Source organism: Fructobacillus durionis, from assembly GCF_900112405.1.
In the GTDB taxonomy this organism is placed as follows: domain Bacteria; phylum Bacillota; class Bacilli; order Lactobacillales; family Lactobacillaceae; genus Fructobacillus; species Fructobacillus durionis.
Genome location: NZ_FOLI01000002.1, coordinates 74,387 through 98,036 on the forward strand (window position 1 = coordinate 74,387; position 23,650 = coordinate 98,036).

Here is a 23,650-nt window from a genome sequence, read left to right on the forward strand (position 1 = left end):
CGGACACCGCGAGGAGGGGGAAAGATGACATTTGAACATATAACCGTTCTCCAAAAAGAGGCCGTTGATTTATTAAACGTTAAGCCTGATGGTGTATACGTTGATGCAACCCTTGGTGGCGGTGGACATACTGGTGTTATTTTGTCCCGCCTGACAACCGGTCGACTCTATTCCTTTGACCAGGATGAAACAGCCATTGCTTACAATAAGGAACAGTATCGAGAAGAGATTGCTTCCGGTAAGTTGGTGCTGATTTTTAACAACTTCCGTACCCTCACATCATCACTAGCAGACCAAGGTGTTACTGCTGTCGATGGGGTTCTTTATGATTTGGGTGTGTCATCCGTTCAATTCGATCAGGGCGACCGTGGCTTTTCTTATAACCACGATGCACCCTTGGACATGCGAATGGATCAGCGTCAAGAGTTAACAGCTAAGACAATTGTTAATGATTGGCCATTTAATGACTTGGTGCGAGTCTTGACCCGTTATGGCGAGGACCGCTTCGGTAAAGCGATTGCTCGTAAAATCGAGCAACACCGTGAAGTAGCACCAATTGAAACAACTTTTGAGTTAGTTGAAATTATTAAAGAGGCCATTCCGGCTCCAGCCCGCCGACACGGTGGACACCCAGCAAAGCGTTCTTTCCAAGCTTTGCGCGTGGCCGTCAACGATGAGTTGGGAGCGTTGGAAGATTCCTTAGCACAGGCCTTGGATCTCTTGGACGTTGGTGGCCGGATTTCAGCCATCTCCTTCCAATCGCAGGAAGACCGCTTGATTAAGCAAATGTTTAAGGAAAAGTCTCAGGCACCAGAATTGCCACGAGGCCTTCCGGTCATTCCGGAAGAAATGCAACCAGATTATAAGTTATTAACTCGCAAGGCCATTAGGCCAAGTGAAGAGGAACAAGAAGAAAATCACCGTTCTTCTTCAGCACAGCTGCGAGGGATTGAACGGTTAAAAGTATCGGACGAAAGTTAACTTTAAATTTCTGAAATGATTGAAAAGTAATTCGCAGAAAAGGAGAGAATTCAATGGCACAAAACGCATACCATTACCAAGATGCGGCAAGAGCACTGCCTAAGCAAGCTGCCCGTAAAAAAGTTAAGGTTAAAAAGCGCTATCAGCCTGCTGTCTGGACAAAGCAAGAACGTTCACTTGTGATTGTCATGGCAGTAACGGTTCTCTTCATGATGTTGGCAACCGTTTGGACAACCGTTTCAATGCAACGTGTTGATGCACGAAATCAAGCTGTTAGCGAAAAAATCGACAAGGTGAAGGAAGAAAACGATTCCTACCGTGGCGATATTCAGGCGAAAACGAACAAGGATAACTTGGAGAAAGTTGCGAAGTCAGCTAACATGGAACAAAGTACTAATAACGTTCGCAACGTCAATCAATAATAATGAAACAAAGTAAAAGACGACAACTCGGTAAAAAAATCACTGGTAATGCCAAGAAATTCGGCCTCCTTTTAGGCCTTTTTGCATTAATCATCATTGTGATTATGGGTGGTCGTCTTTTTCAAATTGCCGGGGTGAAAACGGTTAATAACCACAACCTAACTGCTGCTACTCGGATGACTTTTATGCAAAAGTCAACGGTACCAGCAACCCGTGGACAAATCCTTTCTTCAAATGGGTCAGTCTTAGCGGACAATTCAACGGTTTATGATATGTACGCCGTTTTGGATAAGAAACAAAAGGTGAATGGTAAGGCGGATTACGTTACAGACCCTAAAAAGGCTGCTGAAGAAATTGCACCAATTATCGGGGCGGACCAAAACGATTTGTATAGCCTTCTTTCATCGAATAAATTACAGGTTGAATTGGGGGCAAAGGCGAAAAACCTTTCTGTTGACCAATATAATCAGATTAAGAAGTTAAACTTATCTGGAATTAAGTTTACGGCTCAACCAGCCCGTTATTATCCAAACAACCGAATGGCCTCCCATATTATTGGCCTAACGAATTCTGTTTCAAATAACGTTGGTCAAAAGACTCTAAACGGGGTTTTGGGTATCGAAGATTATAAGAATACCGCCTTACGTGGTAAGGACGGCTTGACGACAACACTTGGTTCCGACGTTCAAACTTCGAAAAAGAACCAAGTTAAAAACGGTTCGAACGTGACTTTGACCATTAACGAAAAGTTACAAGCCACACTTGAAAACCGAATGGATGTTTTGTTTGCTGGTACAAAGGCCAAATCTGCTTCCGCCTTTGTGATGGAAGCTAAGACTGGAAAGATTGTGGCTGCTACTCAGCGTCCAAACTTTGATCCGAATACGCAGGACGGTTTGTCTGATGCTTGGGAAAATCTTTTGAACCAGGGAGCCTTTGAACCCGGTTCGACGATGAAGACGATTACCTTGGCCGCGGCTATTCAAGAGAAAAAATGGCAACCAAATGCTACTTATAAATCCGGTACTTTGGATATTAACGGGCAAAAGGTTACCGATGCCTTTGGAAATAACGCCGGAATGTTGACTTACCGCCAGGCCTTCGAACGTTCATCAAACGTTGGTTTTGCTAAGATTGAGCAGTCCTTAGGGGCTAAAACTTGGAAGTCATACATTAACCGTTTCCACTTCTTAAAGAAGACGGGTATTGAACTGCCAAACGAGCAATCTGGTTCCATGTCATTCGAACAGCCAATTGATCAGGCTAACACTTCTTATGGTCAGGCCATTCGAACAACACCAGCCCAAATGCTTCAAGCTTATTCAGCCTTTGCTAACAAGGGAACGATGATTAAGCCTTACTTAGTTGAAAAGACGACTAATCCGACAACTGGTAAGACAATTTCAACTGGGAAAACAACCGAAGTTGGTAAGCCCGTTTCCGCTTCAACGGCCAAAGAGGTTTTGTCCAACATGGAAGGGGTTGTCAATGCCGATGATGGTACTGCAAAGCAGTATTCACTTTCAGATGTTGGTTACCAAGTAGCGGCAAAAACCGGTACTGCCCAAGTTGCTGAAAACGGAAAGTACCTGGACGGCCTAACGAACGCGATTCACTCGGTTATGGCCTTGGTCCCTGGTGATAATCCAAAGTACATTATGTACATTGTTGTTCGTCAGCCTCAGGTATTTCCTGATGCTAACATCCAGATTACCTTGAACAATGTTTTCCGTCCTGTGATGTTGCAGGCCTTAAACGATAACGATGCCACTGTGAAATCCGCTACTAAGACGGTTGAAATGCCAGATGTTCGTGGTAAGTCCATTGAAGATGCTGAAAAGACTTTGACAGACCTGGGCATGAAAGTGGTTACTGTTGGAAGTAAGGGGAAGATTACCGCGCAGACGATTAAGGGTGGTCAATCCGCCGTGAAGGGACAGCTTGTTCTGCTGTCTGCTTCGGGAACGGTAACCGTACCTGATATGTCTGGTTGGACAAAAAGCGAAGTTTTGTCATGGGGTAATCTTGCTGGTGTTAAAATAACATTATCAGGATCTGGTTACGTTGAGAAGCAGTCGGTCAAGACTGGTAGTGACGTATCCGGCCATAAGAATATAACCGTAACGTTTAAAGAGAAGGATTAGGGAATGCTTGTATTAGAATTTCTGTTGGGGATGGTGCTAACGGCCATTGCGATGCCAACTGTGATTAAGAAGTTAAAAGAGAGTAAGGAACAAGCCGCGATTCGAGTGCTTGGACCTGATCATCAACAAAAGGCTGGTACACCATCGCTTGGTGGGGCTGTCTTCGGACTAGTAACAGTTGTGATTGTTTTCTGTTTACCATCGACCTACCAAGACCACCGTTCATTGACAACCATCTTGGCACTGTCAGTTGGTTTTGCTTCCTACGGTGTGATTGGTGCTGTGGATGATATTTTAAAGCAGATTCACCATGCAACTGATGGCTTTGCCTTTAAGCCAAAGTTAGCTGCACAAACTGTTTCGGCCGTTGTGGTTATGCTCTTACTCTGGGCAATGCACGTTCCTGCCGAATTGAACTTGCCATTCTTTGGTGTTGTTCATTTGGGATTCTTCTACGTGATTTTCCTTTGGTTCTGGTTAGTTGGTTGGTCAAACGCAACGAACTTAACGGATGGTTTGGATGGCCTTTTGACAGGGTTAGCCTTGATTGCATACGGTGCCTATACCATCATGGCGGTTCACGTTGAGAACTGGGCGATGGTTTCCTTTAACTTTGTTTTGATGGGATCCCTTGTTGGTTTCCTTTTGTTCAACAAGCCTAAGGCTAAGATCTTCATGGGTGACTGTGGTTCCTTAGCCATTGGGGCCGGCTTGGCAGTTGAATCTATTCAGTTACACGCGGTCGTTTCCCTCTTGATTATTGGTTTGATTTTCGTTATTGAAACCCTTTCGGTTATTATCCAGACGATTTCTTACCACTTCTTCAAAGTCCGTGTCTTTCCAATGGCGCCAATCCACCATTCCTTTGAAAAGTTTGGTTGGACGGAATGGCAAATTGACGCTGCCTTCTGGACGTTCGGTTTGCTATCCGCAGCCTTTGGATTATGGTTATTTCAATAATATTTAAAATGGTGGTTTAACCACCGTACATAAAAAAATATAAATGGGGAGTAGTACTTATGTCAGCCTTAACGTTTAATGGTAAAAAGGTCCTTGTCCTTGGTTGGGCAAAGTCAGGAAGGGCAGCTACGAAGCGCCTGGTCGATTTGGGAGCGGATGTCACTGTTGCCAATCGTGATGCAATTAAAGAAGATGCCGATGTTGTGGCTTTGAAAGAAGCGGGTGTGACTTTTATTGAAAACGATAAGGCGGAATCGCTTGCAGCTAACAGCGACTACCTTGTTAAGAACCCTGGTATCTTTTACAACCATCCAATTGTGGAAAAGGCTGAATCACTCGGTGTACCTGTTTTGACAGAAGTTGCCGTTGCCCTGTCCACTTTTAAGGGACGTTTGATTACGGTAACGGGTTCAAATGGGAAAACGACGACGACCTCACTACTAGGTTTGATGTTGCAACATGATCCCAAGCAAGGCAAAGTCGTTATCGCCGGTAACATCGGAACACCTGTCTGTGACGTTGTTGGCGACATGGGCGAAGAAGATACCCTTGTTTTGGAACTTTCAACCTTCCAATTAGTCGGTATCCCAGAGATTTCTCCTGATATCTCAGTGATTACGAATGTTTTTGCCAACCACTTGGATTTCCACCATAACCGCGATAACTACTTGGCTGCTAAGGAACGTGTAGCTATCCACCAAAAGCCAGGGCAGACACTTATCTTGAATGGAAACGGGAAGGATACACCAGCCATTGCTCAGTTAACTGCTGGTCGTGTGTTGATGTTTAACCCTGATGATCAAAAGGCCTTTGCTCATGAAAATAAGGCGGGCGATTTGGTCTTGGATGGCCAAGAATTGATGCCATTTGCTGACGTTAAATTGGTTGGTCGTCCAAACTTGGAGAACGCGCTGGCAGCAACTGCCGCAGCAACGGTTGCCGGCTGCAGTCAAGACGCCATGCGTTCTGTTCTAAAGACTTTTGCTGGTGTTAAGCACCGCTTGCAATTCCTCTTTAAGAAAAACGACGTCATTTACTACAATGATTCAAAGGCAACGGATATTGAAGCAACGCAGGCGGCTTTGTCAGCCTTTAAGCAGCCAACCATCCTGTTAGCCGGAGGATTAGACCGTGGGGATGATTTGAACCGCTTGGTTCCGGATTTGAAGCACGTCATTCAAGTCATTGCTTTTGGGCAAACAAAGGACAAGGTGGTGGCCATGGCAAAGGCTGCTGGGATTCCGGTAGAAGTTGTTGAAAACGTTGAAGAAGCGGCGCCGGTTGCTGTGAAGATGGCTAAGCCGGGTGAAGTGGTCTTGCTCTCACCAGCCGCTGCTTCTTGGGATCAGTACCCTAATTTCGAGATTCGTGGTGACAAGTACGTCGCTGCCTTAGAAAAAGCTTTGGGAAAGAAGGATTAATTCATGAAAGTCATGCTCTCAGGTGGCGGCACAGGCGGTCACATTTATCCAGCACTTGCATTAGCAGATGTTATTAAGCAGAAGGAACCTGACGCAGAGTTTATGTACGTTGGTTCATTCCGTGGTGTTGAAAAAAACATTGTGCCTAAGACTGGCATTCCCTTTAAGCAGTTACACGTGCAAGGCTTTTCTCGCTCACTTTCAATGACAAACTTTAAGACTGTTTGGCTTTTCTTAAAGGCAGTCTCACAGGCGAAGAAGATTATTAAGGATTTTCAACCGGACGTTGTCGTTGGAACAGGTGGTTATGTTTCAGGCGCTGTTTTGTACGCGGCACAACAGTTGGGTATTCCAACTGTTATTCATGAACAAAATTCAGTGGCTGGTGTGACCAACAAGTTCTTGGCTCGTAAGGCAACAAAAATTGGAATTGCCTTTCCAGATGCAAAGGCCTTTTTCCCAGCTGAAAAGACTGAACTGATTGGAAACCCACGTGCGCAAGAAGTGGCGAACATGACGTCAGACTTTTTATGGAAGACCTACGGTCTATCCGACGACAAGAAGACTTTGTTAATCTTTGGTGGTTCTCAAGGAGCACCAGCCATTAACTTAGCCACCTTGGAAGCTATTCCAGAGTTCAACAAGCGCAACTACCAAGTGGTCTTGGTTGCTGGCCCTAAGCGTATTGATAACTTTATGCGATTACTAAAGGAGCAAGGCAAAACCCTATCCGACAACATCAAAGTGTTGCCTTACATTGACAATATGCCAGCCGTGATGCAGAAGGCTTCGGTCTTAGTTTCACGTGCGGGGGCAACGTCAATTGCTGAATTGACGGCCTTGGGATTGCCATCAATCTTGGTTCCTTCACCATTCGTTACAGGTGATCACCAAACAAAGAATGCCAAGTCCTTGGTTGATGCCGGTGCGGCTTTGTCAATTAAAGAACCCGATTTGAACGGTCAGTCCCTTGTGAAGGCTGCTGATGTTTTGTTGGAAAACGATGCACAGGCGCAGGCAATGGAAGGACAATCAAAGAAGGTTGGTATCACAGATGCCGGCGACCGTTTCTACAATTTGCTTAAGTCCGTTATTAAGTAGGAGAGAATCGTGCAAGAAGAGTTAGGCAGAATAACAAAAAAAGATATTCTGACCAGTGCCTGGTGGGCCCTGGCTTTTTTTGCTGTAGCTGGATTAATTTTGTTACTTTGGCGACCATGGTTGCCTCTTAAAACCGTGACGGTGGATTCAGGTAACATCCCAACCGAAACAATTGAGAAGCAATTAGGGATTAAAACAGGGTCTTATCGCTATGAAGTGGCCCTGCAAGAGGCTTTCTTAGCACGTAAGTTGAAGTCTAAGAATGCTAAAGTCTCTCAAGTCGAGATGCATTTATCCGGACAGAAGTTATCAATCATCGTTTCTGAAAAGATTAATGCAGGTTTTGTGAAGTTAAAGGGACACTGGTATCAGTTAGATTCCAACGGTAACCGTCAGTCGGTTAAGGAGCCGGATGGCCGTGGGCCAGTTTATTCTGACTTCCAGTCAACGACTCGAATTAAGGCCGTTGCGAAAGCGGTGGCTTCGCTTGATAAGGTGATTCGTCAGGACATCGGTGAGATTCGTTTTGCACCGGATAGTAATAACGATGACAAATTAATTTTAATTATGAACGATGGTAATACCGTTTACGCAAGTCAAAAAACCTTAGCTGAAAAAATGCGGTATTACACGGGAATTGCCCAGTCAATGAATCAAAACGGTGTCGTTGATTTACAGGTCGGTTCGTATTCATATAGTTATGGTTCTTAAGCTGAAAACTTTCTAACAAATTCGCCCTAAAACCTACCAGATAGGCGGTCGATATGTTAAGATTATCTTTAGGTTTAGTTTCAAAATTTTAAATTAAAAGGGGACAAGTACATGACCCAAAATGGCGTGATAGTTGGTTTAGATATCGGAACAACCATGGTAAAAGTGGTTGTTGCCCAAAATAATGGCGGCCGATTCAACGTCATTGCTACGGGTTCAGCGGCCGGTGCCGGTTTGAAGCGAGGAGTAATCGTCGATATCAACCAGACTGCTGAAGCTATTACAAAGGCTGTTTCACAGGCTGCCGCTAAGGCAAATGTTTCAATCGAAGAAGTGGTTGTTGGATTACCTGCTAACCAGGTCACAATCCAAAAGATCTCTGGCCTTGTTTCAATTGAAAATCAAAATAAGCAGATTACAGGTCAAGACGTTGTTAATGTAACGAACCAAGCTTTGAATTCGCTTTCACTAGCTGAGCAAACGCCGGTTGAATTTATTCCATCACAATTCATTGTCGATGGCTTTGACGGGATTAAGGACCCAACCGATATGATTGGTGTCCGCCTTGAAGTTCAAGGCCTTGTCTACCTAGCACCAAATAAGGTGGTTGATGGCATTAAGACTGCTGTTAAAAAAGCAGGTCTTCATCTTGCTGCGATGGATTTGGCACCAATGGCTTTGGCACCATCCTTCCTATCTGATGCCGAACAAAATTTTGGAGCAATCTTAATTGATATTGCGGGCGGCCAGTCAACGGCTTCTGTTATTCACGACCACAAAGTCAAGTACATGACGGTTGATTATGAAGGTGGCGTAAACGTTACCAAAGATATCTCAACGGTGCTTAGCATTTCAGAGCGAGAAGCCGAAGCCGTCAAGGTCAAGTACGGTTCAGCCGATTCTAAACAGGCATCAGCTGAACAAATCTTCTACGTTGATGCTGTCGGCTTAACGGAAAAGAAGGCAGTTGACGAAAAGTACTTGTCAGAAATCATGGAAGCACGTTTTGATCAGATTTTTGACCGACTCGACCAACAGTTAGACAACGTTGGTGCCGATGACCTCCCAGGTGGTTACATCATCACGGGTGGCTCTGCTGCAACACCAGGACTTCTGGCAAAAGCACAGGAGCACTTCGGTGAAAACGTACAGATTGCACGTCCTAACCAAATCGGTTTGCGTCATCCAAGTTTTGCCCGTGCCCTTGCCTTTGCTTCCTACGAAGCGTTCCAATCGGACCTTCAAAAGATGATTAAGTCCGTTTTGATGGGACAACAGGTATACCAAGCGGTTGCCAAGCCTTATCACCAGGCTGAAACTAGTGAACCAGTCATACAAACGACTGAAGAAGATGAGACTTTTATTGAAGAAGATGCGCCTAAAGAAGGAATCTTTAAGCGAATGAAGAATTCTTTGAGCTCATTATTTGCAGAAACAGACGACGAAGACTAACCAGACCAAAGGAGTATTTTCATGGACTTTACAATCGACGAAACGCAGGGAACAGCCGGCGCGGTAATTAAGGTCATCGGTGTTGGTGGAGGAGGTTCAAACGCCATTAACCACATGATTGAAGATGATATCCAAGGTGTGGACTTCATCGTGGCCAATACTGATGTTCAGGCTTTAGACAAGTCTGCTGCCAAGCAAAAGATTCAAATCGGGCCTAAGTTGACCGGTGGATTGGGCGCAGGTTCCAACCCAGAACGCGGTGCAAAGGCGGCCGAAGAATCACAAGAAGAAATTGAAGAAGCACTGAAGGGTGCTGACATGGTAATTATTACTGCCGGAATGGGTGGTGGAACTGGTAACGGTGCTGCGCCAATCGTTGCTAAGATTGCCAAGGACATGGGGGCTTTGACAGTTGCCGTTGTTACCCGTCCATTTGCTTGGGAAGGACCTAAGCGTTCAAAGTATGCGACTGAAGGACTACAAGCCCTTTCTGAACAAGTGGATTCATTGGTTGTTATTACCAACGAACGCTTGAAGGATCAAATTGATTTGAAGTTGCCAATTATCGAAGCCTTTAAGGTTGTTGATGATGTTGTGGCTCAAGGTGTTCGTGGTATTTCAGAATTGATTACCAACCCTGGATTCATTAACTTGGACTTCGCGGATGTGAAGACGGTGATGGAAGATGCCGGACCTGCCTTGATGGGTGTTGGTTCTGCCACTGGTGAATCACGTGCCGTTGATGCAACGCGTTCAGCCATCTCTTCACCACTTTTGGAAGTTGATATGACTGGTGCCTCTGAAGTTCTCTTGAACGTTACTGGTGGGCCAGACCTATCCGTTTATGAAGCGCAATCAGCTGCTGATGTAATTAACCAAGAAGCTGGTCGTGACGTGAACGTTGTCTTTGGAACGTCAGTTGATATGGACATGAACGATGCCATCCGTGTGACGGTTATCGCTACTGGTTTGCAAGACGGTAAGAAGCGTCCTGCTACTCAGGCAAAGCCTGTTTCTGCACCAAAGGTTGAAAAACCTGCTGCTGAACAGACACAAAACAATAACCAAGCTGGATTGTTCTCACGCTCTGCTTCAGATGGTGCAGAAGGTGTTGATGCAAAGAACGACCCATTTGCTGACTGGGATATTACCACAAAGCAACAACAACCAAAGCAAGATGAAAAGCAATTCGATGGCGTTGCCAAGCAAGCTTTTGATCCCGTTGAGCCTGTTAACCAAAACATTGACCTCGACCTATCTTCAGAAGACGATGACAAACCACCTTTCTTTAAGAAGCGATAAGGAGGAATGACAGATGGCTTTTGATAAGATTAAAACCCTCTTCTCTGGTGATGATGATTACTACGAGGAAGAGTACGAAGAAACAGCGCAAGAACAGGAAAAGCCTGCTCCTGCAAAGACTAACAAGCAGATGACACCAGTGAAGAAGCAAAGTAAGAACACTATTAACGCGGCTGAAACAAGCGATGCCATTGCGCGAATCGCATTGTTTGAACCAAAGGTTTATGCTGACTCACGTGCCATTGCTTCTCAGGTGATTGAAGGCGACGCAGTAATTGTCAACTTCTCTCAACTTGAAGAAGACCCTGCACGTCGAATTTTGGACTACATTGGCGGCGCTGTTTATGCTGTTGATGGTTCCATGGAACGTATTGGTGAGAAAATTTTCTTGCTGACACCATCAACTTATGAAGTTGCTGGTTCAATGAGTGAAAATTTGGACAACCAAACTCGGTATTAATATATGATTTTATCGATGATTTTCATCATCCTTAGTTATGTCATTCAGATATATTCTTATGCTCTGGTGATATACATTTTAATGTCCTGGTTACCTGGCTTATACCACACTTGGTTTGGCCGAGAATTGGGAAAGATTATTGAACCATACTTAGCTTTATTTTCCTTTATTAAGCCGCTTGGCATTTTGGATTTGCGTCCACTTGTTGCCTTCTTTGGTTTGGAAGCCTTGAGTTTTGCTTTGGCATATCTCCAGGCTTTGGTGAGTTAAGATGGTTGATAATCAAGCAGTAGCCCAGCACTTCGAACCTGAAGAGCGGGCTTTTGTTTCACAAGCAACTGATTGGCTGCAAACAGTTTCAAATGAATACCGGCTGGTTCTAACGCATTTTTTGAATCCGAGAGAACGACATATCTTATCGATTCTAATTGGTGACCGAACGGATATAAAATTTGAATCCTTCGGGATATTTGACCGTGCTGAAAAAGAGCGGGTAGTGATTGCTCCAGAGTTTATCGAGATTGAACAGCCTGATTTTGAAGAAACGCTTTTACAAATTTCTTTTCCAAAAAAGTTCTTAGAACTGCGACATAAAGACCTGCTCGGTGCTTTTCTCTCAGCTGGAATTGATCGTGCCGTTTTTGGCGATATCTTACTAGATAAAGAAAAGGGCATTGCCCAGGTTGCGGTCGAAAGACGGCAAGAGTTCTTCATTGAACAAGAGATTTTACAAATTGGAAAAGTCAGTGCAAATTGGCAGTCGGTTTCCTTTGATCAGGCTTTGATTAAAGAGGATGAGGGGGAGGAAGAGTTTTTGCTCGTTCCTTCCTTGCGCTTAGACGCTGTCATTGCAAGTTGCTTTAATCTCTCTCGAACTCAGGTTAAAGAGATGATTGAAAGCGGATTTGTTGCTGTGAACTGGTCCAAGTCATTAAAGACGAATCGAACGATTCACTTACATGATGTGATTTCTGTTCGAAAAAAGGGGCGAATTTCCTTACAAAGCTTGGCAGGGCACAGTAAAAGCGATAAAATAAAAGCAGTTTTTCAAATCATTCACCGTTGAGTAGAATGATGCAGAAAGGAAGAACAGATGGCATTAACACCTGATGAAATTTTAAATCATGAATTTACCCGTAAGGGATCTCGTGCATATGTTGCTCGTGAAGTTGATTCCTTCTTAGATGAAGTGAACAACGATTACCGCTCTGTCCTTGCAGACTACCAAGAGTTGCAAAAGAAGAGTCGTCAGCAACAAGAGCGTATTGAACAATTGGATGCACAAAAGGACCAAGTGAACGAATCAATTATGTTCGCTCAGTCTGCGGCCTCACGCCTTCGTTCTGAAACAGAAGAAGAAGTGAAGTCACAATTGGAAAAGGCTCAACAAGAAGCTAAGGAAATTGTTGATAACGCTCGTCGTAAGGCAGAAGAAGAATCAAAGCGTTTGGCTCAACAAAACGTTGATTTGATTGATGAACAAAACCGTTTGCGTGAACGTGTTGATTCATTTAAGAATTCATTTATCGAATTGATTGATGAACAAAAGGCTCTTTTGCAAGAGGATAAGTTGACTCAGGCTGTTGAAGCCTTGCCTGCTTCTATTATTTCCGACCAAGTGTTGGAAGAATTAGACGGGGAAGAAGAACTCGAATTGCCAACTGATTTGGATGAAATCCCTGACTTTGCAAAGGGACCAATCGAAAAGCAGGCCGATTCTGAAGTTAGTAATGAAGACGATGAAGAGGACGATGCGGACGCGGAAGAGTCTGCTGAACCAACGGTTGTTGTTTTCCCAGAGTCAGAAGAAAAGTAAAGATTGAAGCGTAAGACGCGCTAGAACAAGATATTGATAGCGAGCCATGTCCGGTGAAAGATGGCCAATCCCTCGAGTTCTTAGTATCACTTGCGTTATTCCGAGGTTGAATTCTAGTAGGCCTTGGCGAAGGACAGCCCGTTAGAGCTGTATGAAGCACTAGTTTTTTAACTAGTGGAAGAATAGGTGGTACCACGTTCGCTCGTCCTGTTTACCCTTCGGGGTAAACAGGACTTTTTTATTACCAATTTTAAAAAATAATAGAGGAGAATCCCATGAAGTACAAAGACACCCTGAACCTCGGAAAGACAGCCTTTCCAATGCGTGGCTCTTTGCCAAAGACTGAACCAGAACGTCAAAAAGTCTGGTTTGAAGAAGACCTTTACGGTCAACGTTTGGCCCAAAACGAAAAGAAGCCTCACTTTAACTTGCACGACGGCCCTCCATACGCCAATGGTAACATCCACATTGGTCACGCTTTGAACAAGATTACCAAGGATATCATCGTTCGCTACAAGAACATGTCTGGTTTTTACGCACCATACGTTCCTGGTTGGGATACGCACGGTTTGCCAATCGAACAGCAGTTGACGAAGGCTGGTCATGATCGTAAGGCCATGCCAAAGTCTGAGTGGCGTAACTTAGCCAAGGACTTCGCCTTGGAACAAGTTGCAAAACAAAAGAAGGACTTCAAGCGCCTTGGTGTCATGGCCGACTGGGACCATCCATACATTACTTTGCAACCTGAATTCGAAGCCGCACAATTACGTGTCTTCGGTGAAATGGCCAAGAAGGGCTACATCTTTAAGGGTGCCAAGCCAGTTTACTGGTCATGGTCATCTGAATCAGCCCTGGCTGAAGCCGAAATTGAATACCATGATTTGAAGTCAACGTCACTCTTCTATGCCAACCAAGTTAAGGATGGCAAGGGTGTCTTGGATAACGATACCTACTTGGTTGTTTGGACAACGACGCCATTTACGGTTACGGCCTCACGTGGTGTGACGGTTGGCCCTGACTTTGAATACGTTGTTGTGAAGCCTGAAGGTTCTGACAAGAAGTACGTGGTTGCCAAGGAATTGCTTGAAAGCATCGCACCAAAGTTTGGTTGGGACGACTACGAAGTTCTTGAAGAGCACAAGGGTTCAGAACTTGAAAACATCACAGCCTACCACCCATGGGACAAGGATGCTACCGAAGTTGTCATGGTTGGTGACCACGTTACCTTGGATTCTGGAACTGGTTTGGTCCACACGGCCCCTGGTTTTGGTGAAGACGATTACAACGTTTCAAAGCCTTATGGTTTGGAAGTCATTGTTACCGTTGATGAAAAGGGAATGATGACCAAGAACGCCGGGCCTGACTTTGAAGGCCGCTTCTATGATGATGTGACTGGAACGGTTATCACAAAGTTGCAAGATGCTGGTCTCTTCTTGGCCAAGGAAAGCATTACCCACTCCTACCCATTTGACTGGCGTACAAAGAAGCCAATCATCTGGCGTGCCGTGCCACAGTGGTTTGCCTCAATCGACAACTTCCGTCAAGATATTTTGGACCAATTGGATAACGTGAAGTTCTACCCTGCATGGGGACAGAAGCGTTTGCACAACATGATTGCCGGACGTGGCGACTGGGTTATCTCCCGTCAGCGTGTTTGGGGTGTGCCATTGCCAATCTTCTACGCAGAAGACGGCGAAGCCATCTTGGATGCTGACATCATCGAACACGTTGCCAAGCTTGTTGAAAAGCATGGATCAAACATCTGGTTTGAAAAGGAAGCCAAGGATTTGCTTCCTGAAGGCTACACAAACGTTCATTCACCAAATGGTATCTTCAAGAAGGAAGAAGACATCATGGACGTTTGGTTTGATTCCGGTTCTTCATGGAACGGTGTGATGCGCCAACGTCCGAACTTGGACTACCCAGCTGACCTTTACTTGGAAGGTTCTGACCAGTACCGTGGATGGTTTAACTCATCCTTGATCACGTCAGTTGCTGTTACGGGTAAGGCACCTTACAAGAACTTGCTATCACAAGGATTTACTTTGGATGGTAAGGGAAACAAGATGTCAAAGTCCCTTGGAAACACGATTTCACCTGCTGAAGTTGGTGACCAATTGGGTGTTGAAATCTTGCGTTTGTGGACTATCACGGTTGATACTTCACAGGATATGCCTGTTTCAAACGAAATCTTGAAACAAGTGGCCGACTCATACCGTAAGATCCGTAACACCATGCGTTTCTTGTTGGCTAACACGTCAGACTTTGACTATGCCAAGGATGCTGTGCCATTCGAAGACCGTCAAGCACACGATAAGTATGCAACGGTTCTCTTGAACGACCTCGTGAAGGATTTGGAAGACGCCTACGAGAACTACCGCTTCAGCGATGTCTTCTCAAAGTTGATTAACTTTATCAACGTCGACTTGTCAGCCTTCTACTTGGATGTTGCCAAGGACGTGGTTTATGTTGACGCTCCTGACTCTGCGGAACGTCGTTCAATGCAAACAGTCTTCTACGAAACAGTACAAGCATTGACGAAGTTGATGCTCCCAGTTTTGCCTCACACGGCCGAAGAAATCTGGTCATACTTGCCAGATGATTCAACGAAGTTTGCCTACTTGCAAGACATGCCTGAAGTCCGTGACTTACCAGGTTCAGAAGACATCAAGGAAAAGTGGCAGACGGTCTTTGCCATCCGTTCTGCAGCTAACAAGGCTTTGGAAGAAGCCCGTTCAGCCAACTTGATTGGTAAGAACGCGGAAGCGGCTTTGACTTTGTACTTGTCAGACGAACAAATCGCAACGGTTGATGCCTTGGGTGTGAACTTGACCTTGGTTATGATGGTGTCACAGCTTGACATTAAGAAGGTTGCTGATGCAACAGCTGACGTGAAGGAGTACGATGGCATCAAGGTTGAAGTGGAAAAGGCCCGCGGTGGTTTGTCACCACGTGACCGTCGTTACCACGAAGATTTGGGTGTTGATCCTGCCTTCCCAGAATTGGCTGGATACGAAGCAAAGATTGTACGCGAGTACTATCCTGAAGCTGTTGAAGAAGGATTTGAAAAGTAATTTTCTTTCTGACTTTACCTAAATAAAATCAAAATTAAAAGCATGTCAAGTAAATTAGCTTGACATGCTTTTTGATATCTGGCATACTATAACTTGTAAAGAAATCGGAGGAAATTATTCATGTCAGTTAAGATTCGTTTGAAGCGCATGGGTGCAAAGAAGCGTCCATTCTACCGTGTTGTTATCGCCGACTCACGTTCACCACGTGATGGTCGTTTTATTGAAATCGTTGGAACTTACAACCCAATCACTGTTCCTGCCCAAGTTAACTTGGACGAAGAAAAGATCATGGGTTGGTTGGCAAATGGTGCACAACCTTCTGACACAGTTCGTAACTTGTTGTCAAAGGCTGGAATCATGGCTAAGTACGCTGAAACTAAGGCAGGTAAGAAGCCAGCTGCTGCAAAGCCAGCAAAGAAGGCTGCCGCTAAGCCAGCTGCTAAGAAGGAAGCTGCTGCTTCATCTTCAAAGCCAACAACTAAGAACACTGTTGCTGAAATCAAGGCATACTTGGACGCAGCAGGTACTAAGTACCCATCATCAGCTAAGAAGGCTGACTTGTTGGACTTGGTTTAATCAAGTGTTAAAGGACTACCCTCGGGTAGTTTTTTTATTTTCTTTGAAAAATAATTCGGCTTTCGGGTAATCTTTTAAATAGGAGTGATAGCAAATAATTTGCTATAATAGACGGTATGGAAAGTACAAATTATTTTAAAATTGGAAGCATTGTGAATACCCACGGAATCCGTGGGGAATTAAAAGTGAAGGCCATTACGGACTTTGCTGAAGAACGCTTTGCAAAAGGGGCAACGGTCTACCGCTTGTCAAACAACCAGTACATTGCGGAAACGGTTGAAAAAGCCCGTGTCCACAAGGGAATGTGGTTGATTACCTTTAAGGGGATTACCAACATTAACGAGGTAGAAGCTTATAAGGGCGAAGACCTTTACGTAGCTGAAGCAGACCGTGACGACCTGGATGATGGTGAGTACTATTATTCAGACATCATTGACTGTACCGTTCAAGATGAAGAGGGACAGGTCATTGGTACTGTGAAGGAAATCATGGAAACCGGTGCCAACGACGTTTGGATTGTGAAGCGTCCAAAGGGTGCCGATGCCTTGATTCCGGTTATCGCTGACGTTGTCAAAGACGTGAATATCGATGATAAAGTCATTACGATTGACGTTTTGGAAGGGTTATTAGACTAATGAAAATCGACGTGCTCTCACTTTTTCCAAACATGTTTGCGCCAATGCAAGAGTCCATTATTGGGAAGGCCATTGACCGTGGTTCACTGTCATTTTCCGTAACAGACTTTCGTGACTACACAACCAACAAGCACAATAACGTGGATGACTATCCCTTCGGCGGTGGGGCAGGAATGCTTTTGATGGCACAGCCAATGTTTGATGCCATTGAAGCCATCAAAGAAAACGATGACAAGAAGTCCGCTGGCCATGTTGTTTTGCTTGATCCAGCTGGAAAAAAGTTTGACCACACCGATGCGGAACGCTTGGCTTCCTATGACCATTTGACCTTTGTCTGTGGCCACTACGAAGGTTACGACGAGCGAATTAAGACTTTGGTAGACGAAGAGCTATCACTTGGTGACTACGTGTTGACCGGTGGGGAACTCGGAGCCATGGTCATGATTGATGCTACGGTTCGCTTCTTACCAGATGTTTTGGGCAACCGCGAGTCAGCCACTGGGGACTCATTCCAGGATGGTTTGCTGGAGTACCCCCAATATACGCGTCCTGCCGACTTTCGCGGGATGAAGGTGCCGGAAGTGCTCACTTCTGGTAACCACCAAAAAATTGCAGAATGGCGTTTGAAGGAGTCGTTGAAAAAGACCTACTTACGTCGCCCAGACTTACTAGAAGGACGTCAGTTCACGAAAGAGGAACGTGACCTTCTGGATGATATTAAAACAGAGTTGGACGAAGGGTAACCGACGACCAACAGAGGGGTAGAATGATGGAATTAGAATTCTTAGGGACCGGATCTGGTCAGCCATCAAAATTTCGCAATGTTGCAAGCATTGCCCTCCGTTTGCTAGACGAGCGAAACGCCGTCTGGCTTTTTGACGTTGGTGAAGCAACACAACATCAAATTTTAAAGACGACAATTCGTCCTCGAAAAATCGAAAAGATTTTTATTTCTCACTTACACGGTGATCATATCTTTGGGTTGCCAGGCTTGCTTTCTTCCCGTTCTTTTCAAGGAGCCGATAAGAACGAGCCTTTGACCATTTACGGGCCAAAGGGTGTCCGATCTTTTGTGACGGCTGCTTTACGAGTTTCCGAAACGCATCTTTCCTATCCAATTAACTACGTGGAATTGGAAGAAGGTGTTATTTTTGAGGATGAAACTTTCAAAGTGATTGCAGAACCTTTGCGTCACCGGATCGAGGCCTGGGGTTTCCGTGTCGAAGAAAAGCCACATCCTGGTGAACTCTTGATTGAGAAGGTTAAGGCTGACAAGATTCCTTCTGGACCGGTTTACGGTCAGTTGAAGAATGGTGAGACGGTTACTTTGGAAGATGGTCGCGTCGTGAACGGGAAGGACTACCTCGGTCCAGCACAGCCTGGACGTGTCATTACCATTATCTTTGATACCATGCCAGCTGAGGCTGAATATTCGCTGGCCAAGGATGCCGATGTCTTAGTACACGAGGCAACCTATGGTATGTCAAAGGAAGAGGGAAAGATGGCCCGTGCCCACGGTCATTCGACTTCAAGAGACGCTACTAACCTGGCTAAAAAGGCCGGCGTTAAGAAGCTGATCTTGACCCACATTTCGGCCCGTTATATCGGACCACTCTTACAGAAATTTATCGCAGACGTACATAAGAACTTTGCTAACACCTATGTCGCCCGTGACATGGACATTGTGAATGTCCCATTTGAAAAGGAGCAGCATGACTAGGAAGTGGCAAGTACTTGCACAACCAGATAGTAATAAGAGTCGGATCTTACAGGACGGTTTGGGCCTTGGCCCCGTCACTGCCGGTTTTTTAGTTCAAAAGGGAATTGATACGGTGAAGGCGGCACAGGCCTTCTTGAATCCGTCCTTTGAACAGCTGCATGACCCCAACGACTTTTACCAGATGGATGTGGCGGTGGAACGGATTCAAGAGGCCGTTTTCTCAGGTGAAACCATCCTAGTTTACGGCGATTACGACGTCGATGGCTTAACCTCAACCACCATCATGACGGAGGCTTTGACCTCCCTTGGTGCTGATGTTGTCCCTTATATTCCAAACCGTTTTACCGATGGATATGGTCCCAACCAGGCTGCCTATGAGCGATTAATTGATGAGACAGGCGCTAGCCTAATCATTACCGTTGACAACGGTGTTTCCGGTAAGGAACCGATTGCTTGGGCCAAGAGTCAGGGCGTTGACGTTGTCGTAACAGACCACCACGCTCTACCCGATGAACTACCTGACGCAGTGGCAGTTATCCACCCCCGTCATCCTGAAGGGAAGTATCCCTTCAACGACTTGTCCGGTGCTGGCGTGGCCTTCAAAGTCGCCCAGGCCGTTCTGCAAGACGGGATGCCCGCTGAAAGTCTAGCCGACTTGCCAACGGAATTCTTTGACCTGGTGGCCATGGGTGCCATCGCCGACGTGGTGTCGTTGACTGATGAAAACCGGGCCTTTGTGACCTGGGGTCTCAAAGAAATTGAGCAGAACCCTCGTCCGGGCTTAAAAGCCCTTCTGAAGTCTGCCAAGCATGCGAAAGATGCGCCCGTATTGTCCGAAACGGTTGGCTTCAAGATTGCGCCCCGCCTAAATGCCATTGGCCGGTTGGGGGATGGTAGCCTTGGGCTCGATCTCTTACGGACCAAGGATGAGGACAAGGCAAAGGAACTGGCTAAGCTGGTTGAAGAGATTAACAACCAACGCCGTGAGTTAGCTGACCGAGTCTTTGAGGAGGCCAAGGTTCAGGCTTTGTCAGAGGAGCAAAAAAAGCAGCCCGTTCTACTGATTGCCGGTGAAGATTGGCATCAGGGTGTGCTTGGAATTGCCGCGGCCCGTTTAACCGATGTGGTTGCCAAGCCGGTTGTCGTCATGACCAAGGTGGATGGCCTCTATAAGGGGTCTGGCCGTTCTTACGGCGACTTTGACTTACATGCTTTCCTATCCGAATTTCAAGACGACTATGCTTCCTTTGGAGGGCACGCCGGTGCTTTAGGAATTGCCATTGAGGAAGATAAGCTTGAAAAGGTGCGTCAACGCGTTTTGGCTGCTGGTTCTACTTTGACTTTTGAAGAGGAACCGCTGGCCGTTAACCTCTTGATGGACCCTTCGATGGTGACCAAAGATTTCTATGATCAAACGACTCGTTTGGAGCCCTTTGGTCAGGATAATGAGCAACCGGTTATTGGTTTAAAAAACGTTTGGCTAACCAACGTTCAGCCTTTGGGGGCTGAAAAGAAGCACTTGAAAATTAGCTTTAACGGTGGTCGCGGCCCTGTTGAGGCGCTGGCATTTAATGATCCAGACCTGGTTCAGGAATCTGAAGGTAAGCGCGAAGCAACCATGGCTGGAAAAGTCGGTGTGAACACCTTTGCTGGTCGAACGCGACTCCAGTTAATGTTGGAAGATTTGAAATTTTCAAATGAAAAAACAGACGCTAATGAGCAGCAGGAAGAAGCTCATCAGGCATCAACAGCTGCCAAAACAGAGAACCATTCACAATCAAAGGGACAGTTTTCTTCGACAAAGGCCGACTTTGCAAGAATTTATAAGTACCTTTACGTTCATCAAGAAGAAAACGTGGTTGATGGTTTGAGTCAAGTATTAACCGACTTGACGATTCAAGAAATTGAATTTAAATTAATAATTCAGGTTTTTTTGGACCTTGGTTTTGTTAAAATGGAAACAGGACGTATTCGTTGCTTAAAGCAAACCGAAAAACGAGCACTAACTGATTCAATAACATATCAACGCTATTTTGCCGGTTAGACCGGTGTGAGGAATAATATGAATAAGATTGATTTACATGACTACGTTGCTTCCGTAAAGGATTATCCAGAAGAAGGCGTTATCTTCCGTGACATCTCACCATTGATGGGAAACGGTGAAGCCTATAAGGAATCGATTGACCAAATCGTTGACTTTGCTAAGGATTTGAACGTTGATTTGATTGCTGGACCAGAATCACGTGGATTCATTGTTGGTTCACCATTGGCCTACGCCATGGGCATCGGCTTTGTTCCAGCCCGTAAGATGGGAAAGTTGCCACGTAAGGCTGTTTCAGCATCTTATACTTTGGAATACGGTGGCGTGAACGAATTGGAAATTCACGAAGATGCCATTAAGCCGGGTCAACGTGTGTTAATTGTTGACGATTTGCTGGCAACTGGTGGTACGATTAATGCCACTCGTAAGATTGTTGAAGAACTTGGCGGTGTTGTTGCCGGTGTGGCCTTCATCATCGAATTGAAAGACTTGCATGGACGTGACAAGATTATGCAAGCGGGTCAGGTACCATTCTTGGCCTTGATGGAATACTAAAAGAAGAGAGTTATAAGAGGGAGAAGAAAGACAGATGCTATGGTGGGCGTTGTTCATTATCATTATTGTCAACGGCCTGTTGGCCTTGATTACTGTCTTTCGTGAACCGCGGGATATCGCAGCCACCTGGGCTTGGATCCTGGTGCTGATTTTTATCCCGGTTATCGGATTCCTGATTTACTCTTTCGCTGGTCGAAAGCTGCCCCAAAGGCAGCTTTTTGCGTATCAAGACCAGGATATATCGGAGATTGAAAAGCTCATTCGAAAGCGAATGGCGGACGGGCCAGGGCCATCTGTTCCCGAAAAAGTCGCCTTGCTTCCTCGCTCCGCACAATCCTTAGTGACGCTCTTCCAACGGATTAATAAGACGCCCTTGGCTACCAATAACCAGGTTCGGTTGTTAACTTCTGGTCAGGATTTCTTTGACCGCTTGAAGCGGTCACTTCGTGAGGCCCAGTCGAGTATTAACCTGGAATTTTATACCTTTTATTCGGATGAAATTGGTCATGAAATTCTAGACATCCTAGTGGAACGGGCTAAGGCCGGTGTTGAAGTACACGTCTTGTACGATTCACTGGGTTCAACCGGTACGACTTTGCGCTTCTTTGCACCCTTGCGGGCGGTTGGTGGACATGCTGTTCCCTTCTTGAAGCGTCGCTTTAACATCGTGAACTTCCAGCTGAACTTCCGAGATCACCGTAAAATTGCCGTCATTGATGGGAAAGTCGGTTACGTTGGTGGCTTTAACATCGGCGACCAGTATCTGGGTCGGAAAAAGAAGTTTGGCCATTGGCGCGACACTCACTTGAAAATGGTGGGTTCAGGTGTTTACTATCTGCAAGCACACTTCCTGCTTGATTGGAACGCGTCGGCCTTAACAAAGCCCATGCATGTATCGGAAGAGCACTATTTCCCCGAATTGCCAGATTATAAACTGGGTAATGCTGATTTACAAATTGTGACTTCGGGACCAGATTCGGACGATGAACAAATCAAGATGGGCTACATTCGTTTGATTCAGCTAGCTAAGAAGCGTTGTTGGATTCAAACACCCTATTTGATTCCGGACGATTCGACGATTGATGCCTTGCGAATTGCTGCTAATTCGGGTGTTGACGTTCGAATCATGATTCCCTGTATGCCGGACCACATGTTTGTTTACCGGGCGACTCAGTACTTTGCTTCCCAGCTGGTGAAGGACGGTATTAAAGTCTATTGCTACAACAACGGTTTCTTACACGCTAAGACAATGGTTGTCGATGACCAACTTTCATCAGTTGGTTCGGCTAACTTTGATTTTCGTTCCTTTAAGTTAAACTTTGAGGCTAATGCCTTTCTCTACGATAAGGAGATTGCTCAACAGTTAGCTGCGCAATACGAAAAGGACATTGAGTGTTCAACGGAACAAACGGTGGATAGCTTTGCTGCACAAAGCCGTTGGTTGCGCTTTAAACAAGTATTTTCACGGTTATTAGCACCGATTTTATAAAGAAAAAAGAGCCGAATGGCTCTTTTTTTGTGCTTTTATTTGGCTAGGTAGATTTTATCATTGAAGGCATCAAAGGCCTGGTAGTGGGCGTTTAATTCGGCAGGAAGGGTAAGTTGTGCCTCATCCCAGAAAGCTTGAGAATTAGTTGATGGACCCTTTTCGCCGATGACAATGAAGTCGAAAGAAAGGCCAGAAGCCCTTAATGCCTTTAGTATTTCAAAATCAAAGGTTAGACCATTGGGCGACCAGGCGAGTAGAAAAACAGGGAGGATATCCGTCTGTCCGGATTGGACGGATTGAATGGCTTCCTTCACAGCTTCCAAGGCATCCTGCTTTTTAATGGGGGTCCAAGGCTCAGCCTTTTCAACGTCTTGTCCAGCCCAGTCGAGTTTGTCAATTGGAATAGCCTGTTGACCGAGGGCATGCAGTCCAGAAGAAATGGCTGCGTTGCCAGCGGCCAATTCGATAAGGGGACGGCCGTCTAACCATGTGGCAAGGTCCTTTAGAAACTCTTTATTTAACAAGAACCAAATGCCGTACTTGTTAATCACTGTTTCCCGTAACTCAGACATGGCTTCGTCAAGGGGGAGAAGGCTGGGATCGCGGAGTAATTGTCTTTCACTGTATAGCAAGGGAGGCAGCGGTTGGTCAGGGATTGCTTGCTTTTCCAAGGCGTTGAGGGTGTGTTCAACTGCTTGGATTTGCCTTAACTGTTTTGTCCGTCTTGCATAGCGTTCTTTTAACTCGGCTAGCCGTGTGGAATCTAACATTTTTAATCTCCCTGATATTG

The 23,650-nt window shown here is 45.5% G+C and carries 22 protein-coding genes; 21 read left to right on the forward strand and 1 reads right to left on the reverse strand.

Annotated features, from left to right (window positions below; all coding sequences use genetic code 11):
* Window positions 1–24 precede the first annotated feature (24 nt).
* From rsmH to cls, 21 genes are all read left to right on the forward strand, one after another.
* Window positions 25–981 carry a 16S rRNA (cytosine(1402)-N(4))-methyltransferase RsmH gene (gene rsmH, locus BMZ93_RS03005; RefSeq protein ID WP_091502092.1) on the forward strand — a complete coding sequence of 319 codons (957 nt, stop codon included), beginning with the start codon at window positions 25–27 and terminating at the stop codon, window positions 979–981.
* Between the two features lie 53 nt (window positions 982–1,034).
* Window positions 1,035–1,403 carry a hypothetical protein gene (locus BMZ93_RS03010; protein WP_091502094.1) on the forward strand — a complete coding sequence of 123 codons (369 nt, stop codon included), beginning with the start codon at window positions 1,035–1,037 and terminating at the stop codon, window positions 1,401–1,403.
* Window positions 1,404–1,405: 2 nt separating this feature from the next.
* Entirely contained in the window at window positions 1,406–3,547 is a 2,142-nt protein-coding gene (locus BMZ93_RS03015; protein WP_091502096.1) for a penicillin-binding transpeptidase domain-containing protein, read from the forward strand.
* 3 nt (window positions 3,548–3,550) lie between these two features.
* Window positions 3,551–4,507 carry a phospho-N-acetylmuramoyl-pentapeptide-transferase gene (mraY, locus tag BMZ93_RS03020; protein ID WP_091502098.1) on the forward strand — a complete coding sequence of 319 codons (957 nt, stop codon included), beginning with the start codon at window positions 3,551–3,553 and terminating at the stop codon, window positions 4,505–4,507.
* A 59-nt stretch (window positions 4,508–4,566) separates the two neighbouring features.
* Window positions 4,567–5,928, forward strand: a complete 1,362-nt coding sequence (gene murD, locus BMZ93_RS03025) for a UDP-N-acetylmuramoyl-L-alanine--D-glutamate ligase (RefSeq protein WP_091502100.1) — start codon at window positions 4,567–4,569, stop codon at window positions 5,926–5,928.
* Window positions 5,929–5,931: 3 nt separating this feature from the next.
* On the forward strand, window positions 5,932–7,029 hold the full coding sequence (gene murG / locus BMZ93_RS03030) for an undecaprenyldiphospho-muramoylpentapeptide beta-N-acetylglucosaminyltransferase (protein WP_091502102.1): 1,098 nt from the start codon (window positions 5,932–5,934) through the stop codon (window positions 7,027–7,029).
* Window positions 7,030–7,038: 9 nt separating this feature from the next.
* Window positions 7,039–7,740 carry a cell division protein FtsQ/DivIB gene (locus BMZ93_RS03035; RefSeq protein ID WP_091502104.1) on the forward strand — a complete coding sequence of 234 codons (702 nt, stop codon included), beginning with the start codon at window positions 7,039–7,041 and terminating at the stop codon, window positions 7,738–7,740.
* A 111-nt stretch (window positions 7,741–7,851) separates the two neighbouring features.
* Window positions 7,852–9,192 carry a cell division protein FtsA gene (gene ftsA / locus BMZ93_RS03040; RefSeq protein WP_091502106.1) on the forward strand — a complete coding sequence of 447 codons (1,341 nt, stop codon included), beginning with the start codon at window positions 7,852–7,854 and terminating at the stop codon, window positions 9,190–9,192.
* 21 nt (window positions 9,193–9,213) lie between these two features.
* Window positions 9,214–10,494, forward strand: a complete 1,281-nt coding sequence (gene ftsZ, locus BMZ93_RS03045) for a cell division protein FtsZ (RefSeq protein ID WP_091502108.1) — start codon at window positions 9,214–9,216, stop codon at window positions 10,492–10,494.
* 13 nt (window positions 10,495–10,507) lie between these two features.
* Window positions 10,508–10,954, forward strand: a complete 447-nt coding sequence (locus BMZ93_RS03050; protein WP_091502109.1) for a cell division protein SepF — start codon at window positions 10,508–10,510, stop codon at window positions 10,952–10,954.
* A gap of 15 nt (window positions 10,955–10,969) precedes the next feature.
* A complete protein-coding gene (locus BMZ93_RS03055) occupies window positions 10,970–11,224 on the forward strand; it encodes a YggT family protein (protein WP_091502244.1) in 255 nt (84 codons plus the stop codon).
* Window position 11,225: 1 nt separating this feature from the next.
* Window positions 11,226–12,020, forward strand: coding sequence for a YlmH family RNA-binding protein (locus BMZ93_RS03060; protein ID WP_091502111.1), 795 nt, complete (start codon window positions 11,226–11,228; stop codon window positions 12,018–12,020).
* Window positions 12,021–12,047: 27 nt separating this feature from the next.
* Window positions 12,048–12,770, forward strand: coding sequence for a DivIVA domain-containing protein (locus tag BMZ93_RS03065; RefSeq protein ID WP_091502112.1), 723 nt, complete (start codon window positions 12,048–12,050; stop codon window positions 12,768–12,770).
* Window positions 12,771–13,045: 275 nt separating this feature from the next.
* The gene (ileS, locus tag BMZ93_RS03070; RefSeq protein WP_091502114.1) at window positions 13,046–15,844 is read left to right on the forward strand and encodes an isoleucine--tRNA ligase; all 2,799 of its coding nucleotides are present in this window, start codon (window positions 13,046–13,048) and stop codon (window positions 15,842–15,844) included.
* Between the two features lie 120 nt (window positions 15,845–15,964).
* Entirely contained in the window at window positions 15,965–16,420 is a 456-nt protein-coding gene (gene rpsP / locus BMZ93_RS03075; protein WP_091502116.1) for a 30S ribosomal protein S16, read from the forward strand.
* Between the two features lie 116 nt (window positions 16,421–16,536).
* A complete protein-coding gene (gene rimM, locus BMZ93_RS03080) occupies window positions 16,537–17,055 on the forward strand; it encodes a ribosome maturation factor RimM (protein ID WP_091502118.1) in 519 nt (172 codons plus the stop codon).
* A complete protein-coding gene (trmD, locus tag BMZ93_RS03085) occupies window positions 17,055–17,798 on the forward strand; it encodes a tRNA (guanosine(37)-N1)-methyltransferase TrmD (protein WP_091502120.1) in 744 nt (247 codons plus the stop codon). Before rimM ends, trmD begins: the two co-directional genes overlap by 1 nt.
* Window positions 17,799–17,824: 26 nt before the next feature.
* On the forward strand, window positions 17,825–18,775 hold the full coding sequence (rnz, locus tag BMZ93_RS03090) for a ribonuclease Z (RefSeq protein WP_091502122.1): 951 nt from the start codon (window positions 17,825–17,827) through the stop codon (window positions 18,773–18,775).
* Window positions 18,768–20,819: a single-stranded-DNA-specific exonuclease RecJ gene (gene recJ, locus BMZ93_RS03095; RefSeq protein WP_091502124.1), complete on the forward strand. Its 2,052-nt coding sequence runs from the start codon at window positions 18,768–18,770 to the stop codon at window positions 20,817–20,819. The genes rnz and recJ overlap by 8 nt, the downstream gene beginning before the upstream one ends.
* Window positions 20,820–20,837: 18 nt before the next feature.
* The gene (locus BMZ93_RS03100; RefSeq protein WP_091502126.1) at window positions 20,838–21,371 is read left to right on the forward strand and encodes an adenine phosphoribosyltransferase; all 534 of its coding nucleotides are present in this window, start codon (window positions 20,838–20,840) and stop codon (window positions 21,369–21,371) included.
* 34 nt (window positions 21,372–21,405) lie between these two features.
* Window positions 21,406–22,860 carry a cardiolipin synthase gene (cls, locus tag BMZ93_RS03105; protein ID WP_091502129.1) on the forward strand — a complete coding sequence of 485 codons (1,455 nt, stop codon included), beginning with the start codon at window positions 21,406–21,408 and terminating at the stop codon, window positions 22,858–22,860.
* Window positions 22,861–22,895: 35 nt separating this feature from the next.
* Here cls and BMZ93_RS03110 read toward each other — a convergent pair whose 3' ends face one another.
* Window positions 22,896–23,630, reverse strand: coding sequence for a hypothetical protein (locus tag BMZ93_RS03110; protein WP_091502132.1), 735 nt, complete (start codon window positions 23,628–23,630; stop codon window positions 22,896–22,898).
* Window positions 23,631–23,650 lie beyond the last annotated feature (20 nt).